Raw genomic sequence first — 22034 nt, forward strand, 5'->3', positions numbered from 1 at the left:
TTGTCTGTAGCGTTGTGCGATAGGCTAATATGGGTTTTTAAAATTAGTATGTAGATGAATGGGTGCGGACGATAATACTATTAATTTGAGTATCTTGAAAGTTTAAAAAGCCAATCCATCCTTTAAATTATAGATAGAAAATGTCTATTATTTACGTCTGACAAAATGGAAAAGTACCCAAGCAAGAGCAAACTTTGAGTAGAATCATAAATAAATTACAAATAGACTTGTTAAAGCGGCATTTAAGCCCTTTTCTCTTCTGTTTTTTTACGCTGATGTTTTTACTGCTCATGCAGTTTTTGATTCTTCATATCGACAATCTGATTGGTAAAGACATTCCGATTCTTATTATTGCCGAACTGATAGCAACCAATTTAGCCTACATGGTTGTACTTGCTGCCCCCATGGCTGTTCTTGTAGCCACACTTATGGCTTACGGAAAGTTTTCGGAGCTCAACGAACTAACCGCTTTGAGAGCATCAGGAATTAATCCCTTCAAAATAATTCGTCCGGTGCTGATTGCCTCCGTTTTACTCTTCATAGGATTAGCATGGTTTTCAAATAATGTTTTACCTGAGGCGAATCAAAAAGCACGATCCCTTTTTATTGATATCCGTTTAAAGAAACCCGGCTTTGAGTTGAAACCCAATATATTTTACGACGGCATTGAAGGCTACACCTTCCTTGTGGAGCGAATAGATGGTGAAACTGACAGCCTTTATAGTATCACATTATTTCAGAAAGCCGATAAAACCCGAGACCGGGCATACATTGTCGCAGATAAAGGGTTACTGGTAAGCCAAGGTGAGCAAGCGCTTACACTGCACCTCATTAATGGCACAAGCATGGAGTTCACTCGGAATAAACGACGGTCTGATGACATCATAGAGCGAAATCACTTTAAGAAACATATAATGTCGCTCGATTTGTCGAACCTTTCTTTTATGAGGTCAAACCCGGAGGATAGAAATCGAAGTGATCGCACCATGAGTTCCCGGGCTATGATGGCTGTTGTTGACTCTTTGTTCAATGAAATTGACGATCAGCAATCACTTATGAGCGAAAACATGCTCCTGTTTCCGTCTAGTAAATATCAGGGCCGAGAGTCATTCTTTAATTATGACAAATTGCTTCCTGATACTTTGAGTAACATACAGTCTATTCAAAGTCCCTACATGGTCACCAACTATTTTGAGAAAGCAGAGATACAGCGCACATTAGTGAATGAATCTATCCGGCAAATGAAGGAATACAGAACCAAGCTGGAATCAGTAAACGCTAATATTGAATGGAGAGAAAAACGCATTGCCCGTTATCTCGTTGAAATTCATAAAAAACTTTCTATTCCTTTTGCTTGTGTGGTTTTTATCCTATTTGGTGCTCCTGTTGGAATCATGACGCGCAGAGGGAATTTTGGGTTCGCAGCCCTCATAAGTACCGTCGTACTAACTTTTTACTGGGTGTCACTCATTCAGGGAGAAAAACTAGCTGATCGACTTTTTATAACACCACTTATCGGGATGTGGACGTTCAATGTGGTTCTCTCGTTAGCTGGTGTATATTTGATTATCAAGCTTTCAACCGGCATTCAAATTTCTAAACTCTTTGCCAAGCGTGATTAAACACTTCGATCGATATATCTTTTTGCGGTTACTCACCATTACAGCTGTGGTCTTGTTGATGCTGATTTTCATCTTCATCATGATCGATTTCTCAGAAAACAGTGATGATTTTACTGATCAAGGTGCCCAGATGGGAGAGATTTTCAGAAACTATTACCTGAACTATATTCCCGAAATGACCCGTCTCGTTCTTCCCGTCGCTGCCTTTGTGGCCTGTTTATTTTTGACGGGACAGCTGTCTGATCGGCTGGAAATAACGGCTCTTAAAGCTGCAGGCGTAAGTTTGTACAGATTAATAGTTCCATACCTTGTTTTTGCTACCCTTTGTGCCACTGGTATAAGTTTGTTAGATGCATATGTAATACCAAAGGCCAATACAGGCCGAATTGCTTTTGAAGAGGAGTACCTGCAAAGTAAAAATGAACGCATTGATAGAAGCAATATATACCGGCAACCTGCGGCTGACACGAAATTTGAAGTCAATTATTTTGATAAAGATCAACAGATCGCTTACGTGTTAAGAATGGTCCAATTTGAAGGCCAGAATATTGTTAAAACTACGAATGCCAACCGCATGGAATGGGTTGACTCAACCCAAAGCTGGAGACTTGAAAACGTGAAAGAGCGGATTTTTTCTGATATCGGCTATGTTGAGAAAAACTATGTTGAAAAGGATACCATAATTAATGTTTTTCCCAGAGACCTTGCCAGATCTTCCTCTGACATCTACCAGCTGACCTATGAAGAAGCCGTAGATTATATTGCTTCCATTGAGAGAAGCGGAGCCGGCGGAATTGAAATCCCGCAGGTACAATTTTATGGGAGGCTTGCTTATCCCTTCTCCATAATTGTAGTAATTATTGTTGGCTTTGCTTTCGCAAGTGTGCGGCGCAGAGGCGGTAAAGGCATCTACCTTGCTGCTGGCCTAACCATAAGTTTCTTATATCTTGCCTTCATGAAAATAATAGAACCCTTTGGTCATTATGGAGCACTCTCCCCTGAATTAGCCGCTACCCTACCCCACATTTTCTTCTTTTTGGTAGGATTGGGATTATTATTTGAAGCGAAGAAGTAACCACAATAAAAAACGCTCCGACGAAGAGCGTCCGGAGCAAGCTGTTATATTTCAGAGCCTATCAGGAGCGAGTTATGAATTTGCAGAGTTTCGGAATCGCGAAGTTTTGAAGTTGCAGATAATAGTGAACTCTCAGCGTTCTGCATTCAAGGTTTAATGTTCCTTGCTCCTTGTTCAAAATTCTTAGGCTTCAGGCTGGGGGCCCCGGTACATGTGCATATCAACCTTATCATTTGAGCTGATGGCGCCGTGTTCTTTTTCGTATCGGGCAACATTATCATTTAGCGCATTAGCTAATCGCTTAGCATGATCGGGCGTTAAAATCATTCTCTTAACTACTTTTGCTTTGGGAACGCCGGGCATTACTGCTATAAAATCCAATATAAACTCAGAGGGTGAATGAGTGATCATAACTAAGTTGGAATAGGTTCCAGTAGCCTCTTCTTCCTTGAGTTCGATTTCCATTTGTCCCGGATTCATCGTTTGATCTTTCTTAGCCATACTATTTTTGGTCTAAACTTAAAGCTGATTTTAGTTTGTAGTGTGTACTATTCTTAATCCAGAAAACCCTGTTCTTTCATCCATTCATCATTATAAACCTTTTGAATATAGCGGGTTCCACTGTCTGGCATTATAATAACCATTATGTCATCCTTTCCTAAAGGATTCTCCTTTATGTAATCTAAAGCACCTTTGGTTGCCGCGCCGCAAGACCAACCGATCAATAATCCTTCCTCTTGAGCAAGCCGGCGGGTCACTAAAGCAGAATCTTTATCATTCACCTGGATGACGTCATCCACATAGTCAAAATCAATGGTACCCGGAATAATGTCTTCTCCAATACCTTCGGTCATATAAGGCTTAATTTCATTCTTGTCGAATTCACCCGTCTCAAAGTACTTTTTGTAAACCGAACCGAAGCTATCTATGCCAATGACTTTAATATCAGGATTCTTTTCTTTCAGATATTTACCTACTCCAGATATAGTACCTCCGGTTCCCATTCCGGCTACATAATGTGTGACTTTCCCTTCCGTTTGTTCCCAAATTTCAGGTCCCGTTGTTTCATAATGAGCCACCAGGTTACTCTTGTTATCGTACTGATTCGGATAGTAGGAATTCTCTATTTCATTACTCAACCTTTTGGCAACAGAGTAATAACTGTCAGGGTGATCAGCTTCAACATTGGTTGGGCATACTATAACTTCAGCACCTAAAGCTTTTAGTAAATCCACTTTCGATTTACTCTGCTTATCAGTTGTTGTGAAAATACACTTGTACCCACGTGTTACTGCAACCAGTGCCAGTCCCATCCCTGTATTTCCGGATGTTCCTTCAATTATAGTTCCGCCGGGCTTTAAAAGTCCTTTCTCTTCGGCATCATCAATCATTTTAATAGCAATGCGGTCTTTGATACTATGACCGGGATTGAAATATTCTACTTTAGCAAGAAGTGTACCCTCTGAGTTGCCATTAACGTGATTCAGCTTGATGAGCGGTGTATTCCCAACCGCTTCCAGAATGGAATTATGATACATGAAATTAATTGTATTGATGATTTGTAAACTAAGTCTCAAAACTAAGAAATAATTCACCCAGAGGCTTGGGAATATCCCTAAGTTTTGGAATATTTCATTTTAAAGTAACTAGATTAACATTTACCTTTGGTAAGAATAACTAATCTTATATCAATTCATGTTTATAGACCAGCAGAAGCCTAAAGATTTTGACTGTGGCTACAATCTCGACTTAATGATTGCAGCTCTTCCACGAATAGAAGACACTAAAGAACGTGTTTCTTATGCCAAACGAGTTGTCGGTCTTATAAAACAAAGCCATCCTACCTGGGTAGATAAAGACGGCAAAAGCGAAGCTGCATGGAACCACTTCTTCCATCTTGCTGAGTACGACCCTACCGAACACGGTATTTACAATCCGTATGCTACTGGCGATGATGACGACGCTGAGTAATTAAATTTCATTCCCCCCTTCTATTTTGTTCTTATTTACTAGATAAGAAATTAGGAACGATAATTAGTTTAACATTGCTGTAAAATTCCGTACTTTCAATTTATATTGAAAACAAAACCACAGCAGTTACATGTGCTTTAAGAATCCCGGTTTAAATGATGTCAAAGAGTGCTTCAGGCAACAAGTGTCTAAATTAGACCTTTCTGAGGCCATTAATCATATCTCTACGCATCCGGAACAATACAAGTATCTCTCCTTCTCTATTCAAATACCCACTGTTGATGCTCTTGCCGTTTTAGAGCAATATGGTAAAAACGACACATTCCAATATTACTGGGAAAAGCCTGTAGATCAGTTCGCAATAGCAGCGGCAGGCTCGATTAAACGAATTCAAACTACCGGATCAGATCGTTTCAGAAATGCTTCAAGCAATGGAAAAGAGCTGCTACGTCAAGTTTACCATATTTCTAACCTCAAACATCATTTGGCTTCTGTCCATCTTTTGGGTGGATTTTCCTTCTTTGACCACAACGTGGGCAAAGAGTGGCGTGAATTTGGAGCCGGCTCATTCAATTTACCGGAATGGGTGTTAGTTAAAGATGGAAAGTTTACAATATTGACACTCACTAAAGAAATCGATCCATCTGCCACACACGAAGAAATTTATCGTTCTTACGTAACTACCCTCGATAATCTTGACAGAATATGTGATGCCGGTTCCTATAAAGTCGATGAAAAGAAACCCCTCAATACTAAAGTGAAATCACCCGGAGTTGATTCTGAAGCATACACGAACTGGGTACATTCAGTAGAAACAGCTACCGATCTCATTAAGGCAGAAGAGTTTAAAAAAATTGTATTAGCCCGAGAGCTCAATGTTCAGCTTCAGGAACCGGTTTCAGATACCCGACTTCTTAACCACCTTCGCAACCAGTATCCTGACTGTTATTCTTTTTTAATTAGTCAGGATGGATCTTCTAGCTTTATTGGAAGCACGCCCGAACGTCTCGCTTCTTTCCATGACCGTGAAGTTTTGACGGAGGGATTAGCAGGCAGTATTTCACGAGGAAAAACAGCTTCTGAAGATGCGGTGCTTGAACATGAGCTTTTGCATAGCCAAAAAGACTTGAGTGAACACGCTTTTGTTTTAGACGCTATCGAAGAAAACTTAGAACGCTATTCTGATGTAGTTGATCATCCGCTTTCACCTGGAGTAAAGAAACTATCTAATGTTCAGCATCTCTATACTCCTGTACATGCGCGTATTAAAAAGGGTGTTTCCAGGACCGAAGTACTATCAAAACTTCACCCTACTCCTGCTGTGGGCGGGTATCCGCGGGAAGCAGCCATGCCATACATCAGTAAGCTCGAACACTTTGACCGGGGCTGGTACGCAGCTCCAATTGGCTGGATTAATGCCAACGGTGAAGGGGAATTTGTGGTAGCTATACGAAGTGGATTAATTAAATCTAATGAGGTGAGATTTTTCGCAGGATGTGGTATTGTTGAGGACTCAAACCCTCAAAAAGAATGGGATGAAACAAATTTAAAATTCATCCCGATGTTAACCGCGTTGGAACATGCAAGAAAATGAACCACAGAATGCTGCATTTAACTGGAGTACGGTTTTTGTACGGGCTCTATTTGAAGAAGGCATCAAACATGTAGTAATCTCACCGGGCTCCCGCTCAACCGCTTTAACCTTGGCTTTTTCTGCCCACTCGGGTTTCAAGAAGCATATTGCCATTGACGAACGCTCAGCTGCTTTTATGGCTATAGGTATTGCCAAAGCTTCCGGAAACCCAGCGGTGCTGGTTTGTACTTCAGGAACAGCATTATCAAATTATTTTCCCGCTGTAATTGAAGCATCACAATCTGGAGTACCTCTCATTATATTAAGTGCTGACCGACCTCCTTACTATCGTGGAGTTAACGCTTCACAGACTATTGATCAGTTTAAGATTTTTGGTAATTACCCGGTGTTTTTTCACGAAGTTGGAGAACCTGACACTCATGAAAGAAGCCAAAAGCGGCTAAAACTAGCGGCATCTCAGGCCGTTCAAATATCGATTGAGAAAGCAGGAGTTTCACATCTAAATTTCGCTTTCTCGAAGCCATTTGAGCCTGACCAGGACTATCTGAAGCAAGTAGAGTTTGAGAACGAAAAACAATCCAGGAGGCCTTCTCCCAAATACTCGATCGAAAACGGGAAAATGAAGCTCGGGGAAACTTTCTGGTCGGATATTATTTCAGCTGAAAAGCCATTAATTGTTGTCGGCCCTGTTTCGACTTCTGATCAGCTCGAATTTATTACTCCCCTTGCCCGGATTCTAGAAGCTCCTATTTTAGCCGAACCCGGATCTATGGTTCCCACATCCCGACATACTATTCAAGGGTTTGATGGTTTTTTAAGAAATCAGGATAACTGGGAAGAACTTGACGCTGATCTGATATTAAGATTTGGGCAGCAGCCCGTAAGTAAAGCCGTCAACCAGTATTTGGATAAGCTTGATGATGTAATGCAAATCAGCTTCATGAATGAAAGTCACTGGACGGACGGCAGCCTTTCCTCCCAGAAACAAATTATACTGAAAGGACCTTTGAATATTCCTGATGTCACCGGCGGTGCCGATAAGGGCTGGCTAAAAAAGTGGAAGAAAACTGAGAAAGATTTTAAAACTTTTAGGGAAGAACAGTTACATCCTTCTGCTCCAATTACCGACGGGTACGTGTTTTCTAAGATTATGAACAGCATTCCCAAAAAAACATTTACGATGCTTTCAAACTCTTTCCCGGTTCGGGATATGTCTCTTTTCGGGGAATTTGATGGCAAAGAAATATATGTTAACCGGGGTGCAGCTGGGATTGATGGAATTACATCAACAGCAATAGGTCTCAGTGTTTCATCAGACAAAGCGGGAGTGCTCTTTGTAGGTGATATTGCCTTTTTGCATGACTCTAATGCCCTTTTGATGGCGAAAGAAGTTAACCACCCACTGGTAATTATTGTGCTGAATAACGGCGGTGGTACTATTTTCAGGATGCTTCCGGTGCACCAGATCAAGGATAAATACACTACCTATTTTGAAACCCCTCAACGAGTTAAAGTTGCTGCTCTTTGCCGCGCCCACAGTATCGACCATACTTTAGTTTCAAGACCGGAGCAAATTATTGCTACCTTTGAGAAACTCATACAGAAAAATGGAGTTCACGTTATGGAATGCATGACCGGTGCTGATGAATCGATGCAAGAACGACACTCTCTTTGGAACTTTAAGATGAACAGCGACTAATGGACATTCGCGTTCGGGGAATATCATATCACGTTGAAATTCACCAGAACAATAAAGCTTTGCCTTCTTTAGTTTTGTTGCACGGTTTCATGGGGAGCGGAAACCAATTTGAACACCTTATTCCCGAACTAGTAGCTTTCTGCAACCCCATAACAATAGATTTATTGGGACATGGGCAAACTGAAGGAGCAGAACTCCATTACCGCTTTTCTACCAAAGAACAAATCGCCGATCTCGCTAAGTTGATTGGAGAACAACTCAAAATTCCTCTATTCCTATACGGGTATAGCATGGGAGCAAGACTGTCTTTACAACTCGCTCTATTCCGACCCGATTTAATTAAAGGTTTGATTCTTGAAAGCGGCACTTTTGGTATTGAAGGAGAAACTGAGCGCCAAGCCCGTCAAGCACTTGATGCCCGACGTTCTGATGCCATCATGGGTAACTTTGAAGGATTTCTAAAAGAATGGGCAGAAATGCCTTTGTTTTCTACTTCTTCTGCAGATGAAGGTTTATTGAATCAGGTCAAGGAAGTTCAGCAAAAACAGGATCCTTTTTGGCTGGCCAACAGTCTACAAGGATTTGGAACAGGAACCATGCCTTGTGTTCGAAACCGGTTGGGTGAAATGCCTATGCCTGTTCAGCTTTTGGTTGGAGAGAAAGATTCCAAGTTTCTTCACATTAACCAGCAGATGAAAAAGGAAATCAGAAATTCAGAATTAGCGGTTGTGAAAGAAGCCGGTCACCGCGTACATTTGGATCAGCCTGAAAACCTGGTTGAACACCTCAAATCATTCATACAAAAAAATACTACACCATGAATTGGGAAACGGTAAAAGAATACGAAGACATCACGTACAAAAAGTCGAATGGCGTGGCGCGTATTGCCTTTAACCGGCCGGAAATTCGAAATGCTTTTCGTCCTAAAACGGTATTTGAGCTTTATGAAGCATTGAGTGATGCTAAAGAGGACAATACCATTGGTGTGGTTCTTCTTAGTGGAGAAGGTCCCTCTTCCAAAGATGGAAAGTGGGCATTCTGCTCAGGTGGGGACCAAAATGTTCGATCCAAGACAGGCTATAAAGCGGAAGATGGAATCGCAAGACTAAATATTCTAGAAGTTCAGCGGCTTATTCGTTTCATGCCGAAAGTAGTGATTGCAGTTGTTCCTGGCTGGGCGGTTGGTGGCGGACATAGCCTCCATGTGGTTTGTGATATCACCCTCGCAAGTAAAGAACACGCCATCTTCAAACAAACCGATGCCGACGTAGCCAGCTTTGACGGTGGATTTGGTTCTGCCCTCCTCGCCCGGCAGGTTGGGCAAAAACGTGCCCGTGAAATTTTCTTCCTTGGAGCTAATTATTCAGCGCAAGAAGCTTTTGAAATGGGCATGGTAAACAGAGTGGTCCCGCATGAAGAGTTGGAAGAAACAGCTTATGAATGGGCCCAGGAAATTTTGGCGAAAAGCCCGACTGCCATCAAAATGATTAAATTTGCCTTTAACGCGATTGACGATGGCATGGTAGGTCAGCAGGTATTTGCCGGAGAAGCGACTCGTTTGGCTTATATGACCGACGAGGCTGAAGAAGGTCGCAATGCCTTCCTCGAAAAACGTAAGCCCAACTGGGACAAATTTGACCGATCTCCCTCATAAGAATTAACATCATGGATATTAAACACGATACCACTGAAACTAAAGGCACTTTCTACATAGAGATGGAAGGTAAGCGGGTAGCCGAAATGACGTACTCCAAAGCAGGAGCTGAACGAATCATTATTGATCACACCGATGTGGCTGATGAAACCCGCGGACAAGGGTTGGGCAAGAAATTAGTATATGAAGCTGTAGAATTTGCTCGGAAAAATAACCTGAAAATTCTGCCCCTTTGCCCTTTTGCCCGGTCGGTATTTAGCAAAAATTCTGAGATTAGAGATGTTACCTAAAGCCGATTAGCTCTAGTTCCAAACCAAGCTGTTTCTCACAAGGAATCTTTTTTTAAATCGAATCGGTATTCCTACGCTGTCTTTCACCGCGTGGATATGAAGATGAGGTTCGGAAGTATTTCCACTATTTCCGACTTTCCCTAATAAATCTCCCTTTTGTACCCTTTCTGCGCTGTCTACAACAATGCTATTTTGTTTGAAGTGAGCCATGGTAACTTCAACTTCATTACATTCCAAAACCACATGGTTTCCGGCCGGGTGACCTTCTCCTCTTTGTGGTGGGTTCATATCAGGATTCCCTTTAGTAACATCTAAAACTTGACCATCACAAGGACTATATAGATTCTCTCCAAAAATAGCATATCTATCCAATTCTTCAGGATGAATACCCCATGCTCTAATCCCTGCGGAATTTATCTTTGAAACATCCAAAGCATAAGCTTGTGTCTTACTTACATTATGGTAGTTGATGATTGGTGAGTCGCCACCGTGACCTACAATATATAGTCCATCTTGCAAAGGAAACTCTAACTCAACACCTTCCTTCTCGGTTGAGTAGCCAGTTAATCCCCACACACAGATAGGTAAAAAAACTAAAGTGATAAGAATTTGAGTCACTGTAAACACGATGTTTTTCCACCCATCGCCGAGCTTAAATTCCCATGTTTGAGGTAATTGAGTGAGACTTTTTATGAAAGCTGCTATAAAAAGGATCAAAACACTAAATCCTATATAAATGCTCGTCCAGGCTTGAGGTCCAATAATCCACGCGAAGCCAACCAGTGATCCTGTAAAAAGAGTTTGCAGAATAAAATTGGAGCGACTTTGAGGCTCATTTTGGTAGAACCAAAACACAAATAGCAGTGGAAGCAAAACTTGGTTGGTGAGCAGTAGAATAAATGTCATCAATGAGTATGATATGCTAAAATTTCAACGGGTTGCTGGAGTTCAATAATATATTATTCGTGCCGAATAGCATCAACAGGAGTAAGATTTGCTGCTTTCCACGCTGGATATGTCCCAAAAAGAATTCCGACAAGCAAAGCAATTAGTAAAACTACAAACACAGTCCCAAAGCTCAATCCTGCCTGAAATGTTAGGTCCGTTAAATGGTTTATTAGTTCAACCAAACCAAAAACTCCGATTACTCCAACAATCCAGCCTATAATACATCCGACAATAGGAATAGTCACCGACTCTGATATAAACTGCATCACAATATCTTTTTTTCTAGCTCCGGTCGCTTTTCGAATCCCGATTTCCTTAGTGCGTTCCGTTACTGAAATCAACAGCACATTCATAATCCCAATCCCTCCAACTAAAACAGAGATTCCTGTTATCGCTCCCATCACCAACTTAAAAACTAAAATACCCTGCCGAAACTGCTCTACTCTTCCCTCATAAGTAAAAACGGTAAAAGCCTCTCTGCCTTCTTCATAATTTTTATCCAGCCAATTTTCTACAGCTGATCTCATTTCGGGCAATTCTTCAATATTCCGGCTTTTAAATGCCAGATTCGGGCGATGACTTCCAGATACATTCTTGAGATAGGTACTCACTGGAATCATAGCCTGAGCCCCTCTGGATTCGTCATTATAGATCCCAATTACCTCAAATAATTTACCCTCAAAGCTGATAACCTCTCCAATCATAGATTTGGCATCATCTGTCCAACTTTCTGCAAGAGGTAAGGTTAACACTGTTTTTTGGGATGCTTCAGCTACATCAAATTCAGAGAAATAGTTTCCAATAATTTCAGCCTCAGAGAAGTCTGGCACGTTTTCGAGTGTGGCCTGAATATAGATGGCTAAGGCTGAATCCTTATAAGAAGCCATTCGTGAGCTTTGGTCTAAAAGTTCAACAAATCCCCATGGCTCAACTAAAATTTCAACTTGTCTGGCTGCATCAATATCAAACTCATACACGGTATCTCTGGGCACCCTTACACCGTTTACAACATCAATGCTTTTCGGAGTCACCGACATCATCTGTATAGAAGTCGTAGTTTCAATTTGCTCCCTTCCTGTTTGCTCCAATCCATCTCCTAATGCAAGAATAGCGACCAATGAGGCTACACCAATAATGATACCGAGTGTTGAAAGAAAAGTATGCAGTGGATTGGCTCGAATATTTTGAAGGGCAATGGCGATGGATTTAAAAATCTGCTGCATAAACATAATCGGTTGAGTTTGTCAACTGAATTACGCTGTCAGTAGAGCATAGTTTCAAATCACTATAGATATAAATGTGCCAAACGGGGACGAGCGAAAGTACTTATTTAATGGTGATAGTCATACTGTATTGTTGGGAAGTAATCTCGAAATGGGCGTCTTTCCAGGAAGCCGGACCAAAACGTCCACGGGCATTATTAGAGAAGCCATAAGCCTCTTTTGGGATACCCAGTAAGTTAGAATCCAATTCTCCGTTCACATTCTTATCGTGATAGACGGCTATCGCATATTTCCCATAAGGCAGACTGTCCTGTTTCCAGGAAATTCTATTTTCTTCAACAGGTAACACAATGGCATGCAGCGGTTCTTCTTTATCAGCGTAGGCTTCTTCAGAATCGAAAACAGCAATTCGTATTTCACCTCTCTCCTCGTCAATTCCTTCAACAATTAGTTCAAAAACAGATATCTCGTTTTCTCTCTCGGGGTAAGAAATCTCTTGGGCAAATGAAGTGGTGTTAATCAGAAAAAAAAGAGTTATAAAAAGTAATCTCTTCATTAAATGCTAATAGTTGAAATAGATGAAAATTGTTGTCGCTTATCAGTTTATGAAACCAAAATAAGCTAAAAAAGTTTCATTCCGTTTGGTACTTTTTTATCAGGAACGGCTAGAACGACGTTGCCCATTTCGTCAGGGAACCCCATAATAAGGCATTCTGACATAAAGGGACCTATTTGTTTTGCCGGGAAATTAACGACGGCTACCACCTGCTTACCTTTCAGGTCATCCGGTTTATATAAATCTGTTATTTGTGCTGAAGAACTTCGAACACCTATCTCATTACCAAAGTCGATCTCTAACTTATAAGCCGGAGTATGAGCCTCAGGAAATTCCTTCACCCCAATGATAGTCCCGGTTCTAAGTTCAACCTTCTCGAAATCACTCCAGCTAATTTCTTTCATTCTTTAATCAATTCCGTTTTTTGTTGGCTGGTCAAAGTTAGCTAAAAGCCTTTAGAAGTCACTTCAAAATAAAAGCCCTGACTCGTTAAGGAGACAAGGCTTTCAATGTGATACTTAAAATTTGATACTACTTAATCAACGTCATAGATCTTACTTCCACAAAATCTCCGCTTTGGAGTTTGTAGTAATAAATACCACTTGGCAGGCTTGATGCATCGAAATTCGTAGTATGAGTTCCTGCATTGAGATTACCTTCAACAAGCGTTGCAACCCTCCTGCCCAGTACATTATATACCTCAAGCACAACCTTTGATGCTGAGGGTATTGAGTAGCTTATATTTGTACTTGGGTTAAATGGATTGGGATAGTTTTGTGATAAATTAAAATCACTCACTAACTCATTTGGTTTCACTGAGGTCACCGCTCCATAGGAATAGGTTGTTCGATAATCGATGAACCACTCCCCGTCAAAGTAGGATTCTTCGGTAACGGCGTCTACGCGGTCTTCCTCATCATATGTTATCAGTGAATTATATTCAATCTCCCAATCTTCTAAATCTTCATTGTAGTATTCTTCCAAAAACTCAGTAACCATCCCATTTTCTTTTGTACCGGTGGTTCTTAAGTAAGGAATCCAGGTCTTTGTTTCGTGGTAAAACTCATCGTTATAAGTGTCTATGAAAAAGAACTCATCAAAAGCTAATTTTAGAAATTCATCAAAGGTAGCATCCGAATAAGTGTACCGGTCATCATATACTTCTCCATAGTATAGTTCAACAAAATTGCCGTCTTTGTTCAGGAAATAACCCCCGACTTCACTGATGATTTCACCTTCTTCTTCAAAGGTATTTGTGATTTCTATAGAATCCTGTGTTATGTAATTCAGCTCAATTTTCTCTTGGTAGATCAACTCATCATCTTCATTTTCTGAATACTTTGCTGAATCCAGCCTGCCTTCGGGAGAATAATGAAAAGTCTGAGTTACGGAAGACCCAAAAAGTGAATAGGAAATACTCAACGGATACCCTTCGGCATTAAAAGTCATGGTAGTACTTTCGTCCTCAACCCACTCCTCACCATCGAAATAAGATATGTGCTGTGTGATTTCTAAACGATCTGAACTGTATTCATATTCAGCACGATATTGATCTATCCATTCTTCACCATCATAATATTGCTCAAGCCATCCACCGATGTCATTATCAGCTTTTGATTTCATATATGAAGGAACGGCAAATCTTTTATCGATTAATTTCTCATGGATTAATCCCGACTTCTTTTGCTTTTCTTTTATCGGATGTGTGCTTTGTGCTATCGCTGCTACGCTGATAAAAAAGGTAAGAAGAAAAATACCAGCTACAGTAAAAAGTGTACTTTTTTTAAACATATACCCCTCTCTATTTTTTTATTCTGATGACCGACATATTTTCACGGCCGAGAATAATATGCTTGAAAAAGGGGAAATTAACAATTAGAAAAAAACCCTGTTTCCTTTCGAAAACAGGGTTTAAAACCATTATAGGTTGTATTTCTCGTTATGAAGCTGTGTTCACAGTCTTAATAATTCGGGCTCCTACTTTATAAGGATCTGCGTTAGAAGCAGGACGGCGATCTTCGAGTCGTCCAATCCAGCCATCTTCTACAGTTGTTACCGGAATTCGGATAGAAGCTCCGCGGTCAGAAACCCCGTAGCTGAATTTGTCAATAGACTGTGTCTCATGCTTACCGGTCAATCGCTGATCGTTATCAGCGCCATAAACTTCAATGTGCTCAGAGATGAAATTTCCGAAAGCTTCACATACTTCTTTCATGTATTTCTCACCGCCTTCTTCTCTCATTTTTCCATTTGAGAAGTTAGCGTGCATGCCAGAACCGTTCCAGTCAGTATCGCCAAGTGGCTTAGGATGCCAGTCAACAATAATGCCATATTTTTCAGCTGTTCGCTCAATAAGGTACCTTGCTACCCAAATCTGGTCGCCTGCACTATGAGCACCTTTGGCAAAAATTTGAAATTCCCACTGTCCGGCAGCTACTTCAGCATTAATACCTTCCACATTAAGACCTGCTTCGAGGCAAAGATCTAAATGCTCTTCAATAATATCTCGTCCAAATGCTCGTGAGCCACCTACGCCACAGTAGTATGGTCCCTGTGGAGAAGGATATCCGCCTTCAGGAAAACCCAATGGCAATCCTGTTTCCGGGTCATTTAAAAAATACTCTTGTTCAAAACCGAACCAGAAATCATCGCTGTCATCATCAATGGTGGCACGGCCGTTACTCTCGTGTGGAGTTCCGTCAGCATTCAGTACTTCAGTCATTACCAGAAAGCTATGCTCACGATCAGGATCAGGAAAAATAGCAACAGGTTTTAGCAAGCAGTCAGATGAGCCGCCGGTAGCCTGCTCGGTAGAACTTCCATCAAAGTTCCACATTGGACAATCTTCCAGCTTACCGCTGAAATCATGAACGACTTTTGTTTTGCTTCTGAGAAGCTGAGTTGGTTCATAGCCATCAAGCCATATATACTCGAGTTTAGAATACGCCATACGATCTTAGGTTGTTTGGTGGTTTGAAGTTAAACAGCTCAAATATAAAGTACTTTTAAGAAAAAGCTCAACTTATTTAGACAAATTTTTATTAACTATTAAATAAAATAGAATTTTTATCACTTAACCTTAATTTATTTACCTGCAACCGCTTCCAATGATGTACTCACTTAACTTATTTTTTAATCTTTATGCATTGACTTCACTTTTTAAGCCGCCCTTAAAAATCGTATCTTTACAAACAAAGTTATCCACACCAAATCACTAACAAATTCTCTGTGAAAGAATCAAAATCTGCACTTTGGGTCGAAGCTGCTCGCCCCCAAACATTAGCCGCTGCGGTAGTTCCTGTACTTGTTGGTGCTTCGTTGGCTTATCAGAATGAACTGCTTAACTGGACCAACACTTCCGTTGCTTTAATTTGCGCTATGCTCATTCAGATTGGGACTAATTTTGCGAATGACTACTTCGATTTTGTAAAAGGTTCTGACACCGACGAACGTATAGGCTTCAGGCGAGCCACCGCTGCCGGACTTATTTCCCCCGAACAAATGAAAAGTGCCACCATCCTCACCATGGGACTCGCTTTTATCTTTGGGCTATATCTGGTTTGGGCCGCAGGTTGGATTGTATTAGCAATCGGTGTTTTATCACTCATATTTGGAGTTCTATATACAGGAGGTCCTTTCCCGCTTGGATACAATGGTTTGGGTGATGTTTTTGTATTTCTATTTTTCGGGATTGTAGCTGTTATGACCACCTATTACGTTAATGCACTCGAATGGTCGGAAGCTTCTTTTTGGGCTTCCCTGGCGATTGGAGGACTTTGTGTAAATATTTTAGTGGTGAATAATCTTCGTGATGTAGATCAGGACAGGAAATCAGGCAAACGTACTTTGGGCGTTCTGTTTGGTGAAATCACCCTCAAGTTTGAATATCTCCTGATGGTGGTTTTAGCTTTTGCAATACCTCCCCACTTTTATGTTCAGTTGGGATATAATATCTGGATTATGCTTCCGTATTTATCCCTGCCGATAGCAAGTTATTACGTGTATAAAATCTGGACTGAGCAAGACAAGAAGAATCTTAACCCTATGCTGGAGCGAACCGCCAAGTACATGGTCATTTTCGGGATTCTCTTTTCCATAGGAATTTTAATGAATGGAATGAATGCTTAGTTATTACAAATATCGGCTTCCTTTCAAACAACCTTTCCGGTCAGCCGGCAAGGAATTCGCTTACCGGGAAGGGCTGATTCTTGTATTCAATGACGGAGAGGTTGAAGCCTATGGTGAAGTAGCTCCTCTCCCTGGCTTTTCTAACGAAACGCTAGCACAAGTAACTGAGGTTTTGAAGATGAACGGCAATCATCTGCAGGAAACCATTGCCAATGGAAATGGAGCAGAAACCCTCAAGATGTTAGATCAGATTCACCACTTCCCTTCTCTGGGTTTTGGGCTCGACACCCTTTTGCACGATTTAGAGGCAAAGAAAAAAGGCATTTCTCTTGGAGATCACTTGTTCAAAGATTTCCCCGAAAGTGTTACGGCAAACGCTACACTTCCATTGAACGAAACGGCTAAAACTCTAACTAAAGCAAAGTCTTTAATCGAGCAAGGATTTGAAACCCTTAAAGTTAAAGTTGGCGATGATTTTGAAACTGAACTAAACCTTTTGCAAGATCTACGAAATCAATTTCCGGACATAAAAATACGGATCGATGCAAATCAGGCATGGAATCAAGAGGAAGCGATAAAGCATTTAAAAACTTTACAAGCACTTGATATAGAGTATTGCGAACAACCTGTTGCTGAGGATAGAATAGCTGAATTAGCAATGGTAAAAGAGAACAGTGAAATTCCTATTGCCGCAGATGAATCAATAAGGAACAAAGAGCAGGCAACGGAACTATCAGAGAAAAAAGCAGCAGACCTCTTCGTACTGAAACCAATGCTATTGGGAACATTTGATAATATATTCGTAACAAATCGGACATCAGTTACTCATAATATTGAGTCTATATTTACTACCTCGTTAGAAAGTGCTGTTGGCAGAGCTGTAATTGCCACATTTGCTGCAGGCTTGGGAAGGAAGTTTCGGGCTCAGGGTTTAGCTACCGGAAATTTGTTCAGGCATGATGTGAGCCCTGCAAAGTGGCTCAATCAGCCAGTTATATCATTCCCTAAAAAAAACGGTTTGGGAATTAAGTTGGATTTGGAAGGACTAAAGAAGGTATTTTAAGCTATGTTTAAATCGCGATTGCATATGTTTGAGTTTCGGAAAAAGGAAGCACCCCAGGTGTTTCTTTCGTCTCAGCATGGAATGTACACCTACAGTGATTTAGAACGTTTTACTGCTTTTTTTAAAGATCTTGTTGAGAAAAAAGCCGATTCCATTAAATGGCCCGTTGCCTTTATTTCGGAATCCAGCGATATGCTCATATTTGGAATCGCAGCCTGCTGGAGGCTTGGCATCCCCTTTATTCCCATCAACCCCAAGATTAAGAATGAGGAGCTCCAACATCATCTGGATGCTTTAAAACCTGTTCTGGTTTTTTGTGATACTGCCAACCGACAGCGTTTGGGTGATGACCACGTCATAAAGATGGATGAGAATTTTTTCCTGAATGCTTTTACTTATGACATGCGAAACGTTGATCTGCCTGAACCTGAGTCCATCGACGATTCCCAAATTTTTGGATACTTCTTTACTTCAGGCACCACCAGCAAGCCTAAGATCGTGCCTCTGAAACGCCGCCAAATTAAGGCAGCAGCAAAAGCTTCAGCTCAGAACTTTAAGCCCGACCCCAACCACTTCTGGCTGCTTTGCCTCCCGCTTAATCACATTGGCGGAATTTCGATTATCATACGGTCCGTTATTTATGACACCGCTATTTACAGGCTTGGAAATTTCCATGAGGAAATGGTAAAAGAATTCCTGGGCGAGAATAAACGATTTCAGGCAGCTTCTTTAGTCCCCACTATGCTCAAGCGACTTTTAGACGATCCGCTTTTTAAAACGCACCGCGAGTTCAAATCAATTTTACTGGGGGGCGGACCTATCTCAGAAACGCTTCTCAAGAAGTCAGCTGAACGTGGTATCCCCATTGTTTCCAGTTATGGCATGACGGAAACCTGTGCCCAAATTATCGCTAATCCCCTCCTTGCTCCTTCCGGAATGTACACGCCGCTGAAAAGTGTGGGTAAGCCCTTCCCTCCTAACAAAATGCAAATTCGGGATGATGAGGGAAAGGTTCTGGGTAAAAATCAGTCGGGCGCACTTTGGCTCCACGGACCTCAGATTTTTGACGGCTATTACGACAGCGATGAAAACGAAGGCCGTTTTGATGAGGACGGCTGGTTTAACACCGGTGACTTTGGCCATATAAATGGCTTTGGGCATTTATTCATAGAATCCCGAAGGTCAGATTTAATTATTACCGGTGGTGAGAATGTGAACCCAACCGAAGTTGAGGAGGCCATGGCTAAGCTCTCCACTATAGAAGAAGCTGTGGTTATTGGCTTGCCTGATGAAGAATGGGGCCAAAAAGTAACCGCGGTAGTCACCCTCAAAAATGGCAAAACTCCTGACCTGCTTGAAATCCGGAATCAGCTCAAAGACTCCCTCACTGATTTTAAAATCCCCCGAGAGCTGAAGATCGTGAAAGACTTCCCAAAAACTAACACCGGCAAGGTCAAGCGCTGGGAACTGGTTAAGAGGTTTCAATAACCAAACTCTACTTTTCTTCCAATCCCATATCTGTTACGCTCACCCATTCAGGAATCTCCGATTAGCTCTTGTTTTTATTAGTGAAGGTTCTATCTTGGCAAAACGTTAAGGAGTAATTCCTTACAAAAGAATGATTTTATCCGGCGACTTTATACGACTAAGCAGACGGATAACATCCAAGAAACACCGAATAATGAGTTTGAAGAGTGATCACCGGATCTTATCCACCGCGCCCTAAAAAACCCCTTGTTCGGATAATATTATGTTAGTGGGCTTATATACAAATCACTTTTAGATGTCTAATAATGAAACTGTAAGGCAGCATTTTGTGCCTCGTGTTTACTTAAAGCATTTCGGTATTAAGCGTAAAAAGAATTATAAAATTAATGCTTTAAACAAAGAGGATCCCTCCAAAATTATTTTTCCAAGTGTAAATCAGGTTTGTGTAGTAAATGACTTATATACGCTTACTGGTGAAACTGAAGAAGAAAGACAAGCCATCGAAAACTTTTACTCTTATGAATTAGAAGCAAAATACGACGAAGTCTATAACATTTTGACCGATCCTACCAAAAAGGAAATTACAGATGATGAAAATGACTTAATCATTAAGACAGTTATTACTTTACTCTATCGAAATTATAAATGGATTAGTGTTTTCAATAGCTTTCTTGAAAGGGTTTTTGAAGACGCAATACAACTTTGTCAAAGTGAAGGGAAAGATAGTTTTAATTTTCTTGGTAGAAACTTAACAATACATGAGAAAAATGCTTCTGACTTGACAAAAGAACATTTCCAAAGAAACCGAGAGTCACAAGTCCTTACACAATTAAAGGTTGCTTATCGTTTATATGAAGTAAGAAAAAAATCAGGGTTGTTCGTAACTCAATTATCAGATCAAGATTCTAGTTTCTTAACAAGTGATAACCCCGTAATAATATCAAGTTCTCACAAAGAATTTGTTGTCCCTTTTGACCCCGAGAATGTATTAATGCTTCCCCTTGATAAAGATTTTCTGCTTTATATAATGCCTCTATCAGATATTAGTAGAGTTAACTATATAGCGAGAGACACTAAAAAGGGGACTCTTGCAAAAATGGAGGCTCTTTCATCAAACTTTCAACAACTACAAAATTGTGAACGGTTTATTTTCGGAAGAAAAAGAACAATTAATCAGCTTATCAATCAAAAAGAAAACCTAGAAAAAGTTCCAGTATCTGATGATAAGACAAAGTCTTACAGCGAAGTCTTAGGACAATGCAAAAAGTATGGCATTATTTAACTAATGCATTTTATTACCAAACATTATTCTATTAAAATTTTGTAGCATGATTGAAACTATCGCTCAATTGCTAAATGAATTCAAAGAAGTTTCACTTGAAAAAATCAATAGGGATGATTCGGACATTACTCATCGACCCACAATTGGGAATATCTTTGAAGGATTAACAAGTGAACTTTTAGAACAAGCTGTTTTTAAAGGTTTAAATCTTAAGGTTGTTCGTCAAAGCTTTATATACAATGAAAAAAATAACATAAGTGATGAAATCGACTGTATGTTGGTTTCAGGAGACGGAAAACATATAAATTTTACCAACCAATACAAGTATCACATCTCCCAAGTCATAGCAGTAATTCAAGTAAAGAAAAAATTATACGCTAACGACATTGTTGATTCTCACCACAACCTCCATTCCGTTTTTAGACTTAGACAAGATAGATTACTAAGTGATGGCGAAAAAGAAATGTTCTACGATGCATTCAGGCTATTGAATTCTAAACCACCACCCAACTATGAGGACCTTCATAATTATTCAGCTAAGGAACAGCTTTCGTATTCAACATTATTGTTAGAGGCTGTCTTGCCGGCTAGAATAGTATTTGGGTATTTCGGTTATAAGAATGAGTATGAATTGAGAAATGGGTTTATCAATAAGGTTGAAAACCTTCTAAATGAACAAGTTAATGAAGGTAATTATTTATCTGGTTTTAGCCCGGCAACATTTCCTAATTTAATTATTTGTAATAACATAAGTATTGTTAAGAATAATGGAATGCCTTTTGGAATTCCATTTAGCGATAATAAATTTTTTTGGGAGGTTCTAACTTCTTCGACTGGTGACCCTATTAAAAACCTCCTTGAAATTATTTGGACTAAATTATCATATAAATTTGGGATCAGTTCTAAAATTTTTGGAGATGATTTCAGTATTGAACAAACTCATCCATTTTTAGCTTGCACTAATAAAAAAATAAAAGGACATCTCCACGGGTGGGATATTTATTATCACGAATTATCAAAAAATCAGTTAGAGATACCTCTCACTTCTACACCATGGAAACCAGTTGAAATAAACCCAAATTTACAAGTTATACTGTTAATATTGGGTAGCCAAGGTTCAATTGATATTGAAAATGACGAGGAGTTTTTAGATTACATTCAAAGTCATGATTTAATAAAAGAAGAAATCATAGATAAGTTGGTTTCTTCAAGATTGGTCTATATTGAGAATAATCAAATGAGATTATTAACAGATAATCTGAATGTTGTAAATACACCGGATGGGAAGATATTTGCCGGTGACGATAAAAATGGAGAGCTACAACAATTCTTATTGAATTATCTAGAAAAGAAATACAAATAGCCCACTAACAATGCGTTTTAAATCGGACGCGGACGGGGTGCGATGGAAACTTGTTTGCAAGCAATTAATTTCGCTACT

At 40.2% G+C, this 22034-nt stretch carries 21 protein-coding genes; 13 read left to right on the forward strand and 8 right to left on the reverse strand.

Translation table 11 applies throughout. The features are described from left to right. Positions 1-194: 194 nt before the first annotated feature. Positions 195-1622, forward strand: a complete 1428-nt coding sequence (locus CL667_02885) for a hypothetical protein (GenBank protein MAL16633.1) — start codon at positions 195-197, stop codon at positions 1620-1622. Next, on the forward strand, positions 1615-2697 hold the full coding sequence (locus tag CL667_02890; GenBank protein ID MAL16634.1) for a hypothetical protein: 1083 nt from the start codon (positions 1615-1617) through the stop codon (positions 2695-2697). Before CL667_02885 ends, CL667_02890 begins: the two co-directional genes overlap by 8 nt. 183 nt (positions 2698-2880) lie before the next feature. On the opposite strand, the gene CL667_02895 is transcribed toward CL667_02890, so the two are convergent. Both CL667_02895 and CL667_02900 read right to left on the reverse strand, forming a co-directional pair. Further along, a complete protein-coding gene (locus CL667_02895) occupies positions 2881-3198 on the reverse strand; it encodes a hypothetical protein (protein MAL16635.1) in 318 nt (105 codons plus the stop codon). A 53-nt stretch (positions 3199-3251) separates the two neighbouring features. Next, positions 3252-4235, reverse strand: coding sequence for a cystathionine beta-synthase (locus CL667_02900; GenBank protein MAL16636.1), 984 nt, complete (start codon positions 4233-4235; stop codon positions 3252-3254). Between the two features lie 157 nt (positions 4236-4392). Between CL667_02900 and CL667_02905 the strand changes: the two genes are divergently transcribed. The 6 genes from CL667_02905 (at position 4393) to CL667_02930 (ending at position 9905) form a co-directional block, all read left to right on the forward strand. Next, positions 4393-4668 (forward strand): DUF4290 domain-containing protein, encoded by a 276-nt coding sequence (locus CL667_02905; GenBank protein ID MAL16637.1) that lies wholly within the window; start codon positions 4393-4395, stop codon positions 4666-4668. A gap of 130 nt (positions 4669-4798) precedes the next feature. After that, positions 4799-6262, forward strand: a complete 1464-nt coding sequence (locus CL667_02910; protein MAL16638.1) for an isochorismate synthase — start codon at positions 4799-4801, stop codon at positions 6260-6262. Continuing rightward, positions 6249-7961: a 2-succinyl-5-enolpyruvyl-6-hydroxy-3-cyclohexene-1-carboxylic-acid synthase gene (locus CL667_02915; GenBank protein MAL16639.1), complete on the forward strand. Its 1713-nt coding sequence runs from the start codon at positions 6249-6251 to the stop codon at positions 7959-7961. The genes CL667_02910 and CL667_02915 overlap by 14 nt, the downstream gene beginning before the upstream one ends. Continuing rightward, on the forward strand, positions 7961-8782 hold the full coding sequence (gene menH / locus CL667_02920; GenBank protein MAL16640.1) for a 2-succinyl-6-hydroxy-2,4-cyclohexadiene-1-carboxylate synthase: 822 nt from the start codon (positions 7961-7963) through the stop codon (positions 8780-8782). Before CL667_02915 ends, menH begins: the two co-directional genes overlap by 1 nt. After that, a complete protein-coding gene (locus tag CL667_02925) occupies positions 8779-9615 on the forward strand; it encodes a 1,4-dihydroxy-2-naphthoyl-CoA synthase (GenBank protein ID MAL16641.1) in 837 nt (278 codons plus the stop codon). Before menH ends, CL667_02925 begins: the two co-directional genes overlap by 4 nt. 11 nt (positions 9616-9626) lie before the next feature. After that, positions 9627-9905 (forward strand): GNAT family N-acetyltransferase, encoded by a 279-nt coding sequence (locus CL667_02930; protein MAL16642.1) that lies wholly within the window; start codon positions 9627-9629, stop codon positions 9903-9905. A 12-nt stretch (positions 9906-9917) separates the two neighbouring features. Here CL667_02930 and CL667_02935 read toward each other — a convergent pair whose 3' ends face one another. The 6 genes from CL667_02935 to CL667_02960 form a co-directional block, all read right to left on the reverse strand. Then, on the reverse strand, positions 9918-10811 hold the full coding sequence (locus tag CL667_02935) for a peptidase M23 (GenBank protein MAL16643.1): 894 nt from the start codon (positions 10809-10811) through the stop codon (positions 9918-9920). 53 nt (positions 10812-10864) lie between these two features. After that, positions 10865-12082 carry a macrolide ABC transporter permease gene (locus tag CL667_02940; protein ID MAL16644.1) on the reverse strand — a complete coding sequence of 406 codons (1218 nt, stop codon included), beginning with the start codon at positions 12080-12082 and terminating at the stop codon, positions 10865-10867. 97 nt (positions 12083-12179) lie between these two features. Further along, a complete protein-coding gene (locus CL667_02945; protein MAL16645.1) occupies positions 12180-12632 on the reverse strand; it encodes a hypothetical protein in 453 nt (150 codons plus the stop codon). A gap of 65 nt (positions 12633-12697) precedes the next feature. Next, positions 12698-13036, reverse strand: coding sequence for a tRNA-binding protein (locus tag CL667_02950; GenBank protein ID MAL16646.1), 339 nt, complete (start codon positions 13034-13036; stop codon positions 12698-12700). Between the two features lie 127 nt (positions 13037-13163). Beyond that, positions 13164-14423 carry a hypothetical protein gene (locus CL667_02955; GenBank protein MAL16647.1) on the reverse strand — a complete coding sequence of 420 codons (1260 nt, stop codon included), beginning with the start codon at positions 14421-14423 and terminating at the stop codon, positions 13164-13166. Positions 14424-14571: 148 nt separating this feature from the next. Next, positions 14572-15582, reverse strand: coding sequence for a glutamine synthetase (locus CL667_02960; protein ID MAL16648.1), 1011 nt, complete (start codon positions 15580-15582; stop codon positions 14572-14574). Positions 15583-15860: 278 nt separating this feature from the next. Here CL667_02960 and CL667_02965 point away from each other — a divergent pair, with 278 nt between their 5' ends. From CL667_02965 to CL667_02985, 5 genes are all read left to right on the forward strand, one after another. Then, positions 15861-16760 (forward strand): 1,4-dihydroxy-2-naphthoate octaprenyltransferase, encoded by a 900-nt coding sequence (locus CL667_02965; GenBank protein ID MAL16649.1) that lies wholly within the window; start codon positions 15861-15863, stop codon positions 16758-16760. Continuing rightward, the gene (gene menC / locus CL667_02970; protein MAL16650.1) at positions 16753-17823 is read left to right on the forward strand and encodes an o-succinylbenzoate synthase; all 1071 of its coding nucleotides are present in this window, start codon (positions 16753-16755) and stop codon (positions 17821-17823) included. The genes CL667_02965 and menC overlap by 8 nt, the downstream gene beginning before the upstream one ends. 3 nt (positions 17824-17826) lie before the next feature. Beyond that, entirely contained in the window at positions 17827-19311 is a 1485-nt protein-coding gene (locus CL667_02975) for a hypothetical protein (protein ID MAL16651.1), read from the forward strand. Positions 19312-19606: 295 nt separating this feature from the next. Next, on the forward strand, positions 19607-20593 hold the full coding sequence (locus tag CL667_02980; protein ID MAL16652.1) for a hypothetical protein: 987 nt from the start codon (positions 19607-19609) through the stop codon (positions 20591-20593). 46 nt (positions 20594-20639) lie between these two features. After that, on the forward strand, positions 20640-21956 hold the full coding sequence (locus CL667_02985) for a hypothetical protein (protein ID MAL16653.1): 1317 nt from the start codon (positions 20640-20642) through the stop codon (positions 21954-21956). The last annotated feature ends 78 nt before the right edge of the window (positions 21957-22034 follow it).

It is taken from the genome of Balneola sp. (genome assembly GCA_002694685.1).
In the GTDB taxonomy this organism is placed as follows: domain Bacteria; phylum Bacteroidota; class Rhodothermia; order Balneolales; family Balneolaceae; genus Gracilimonas.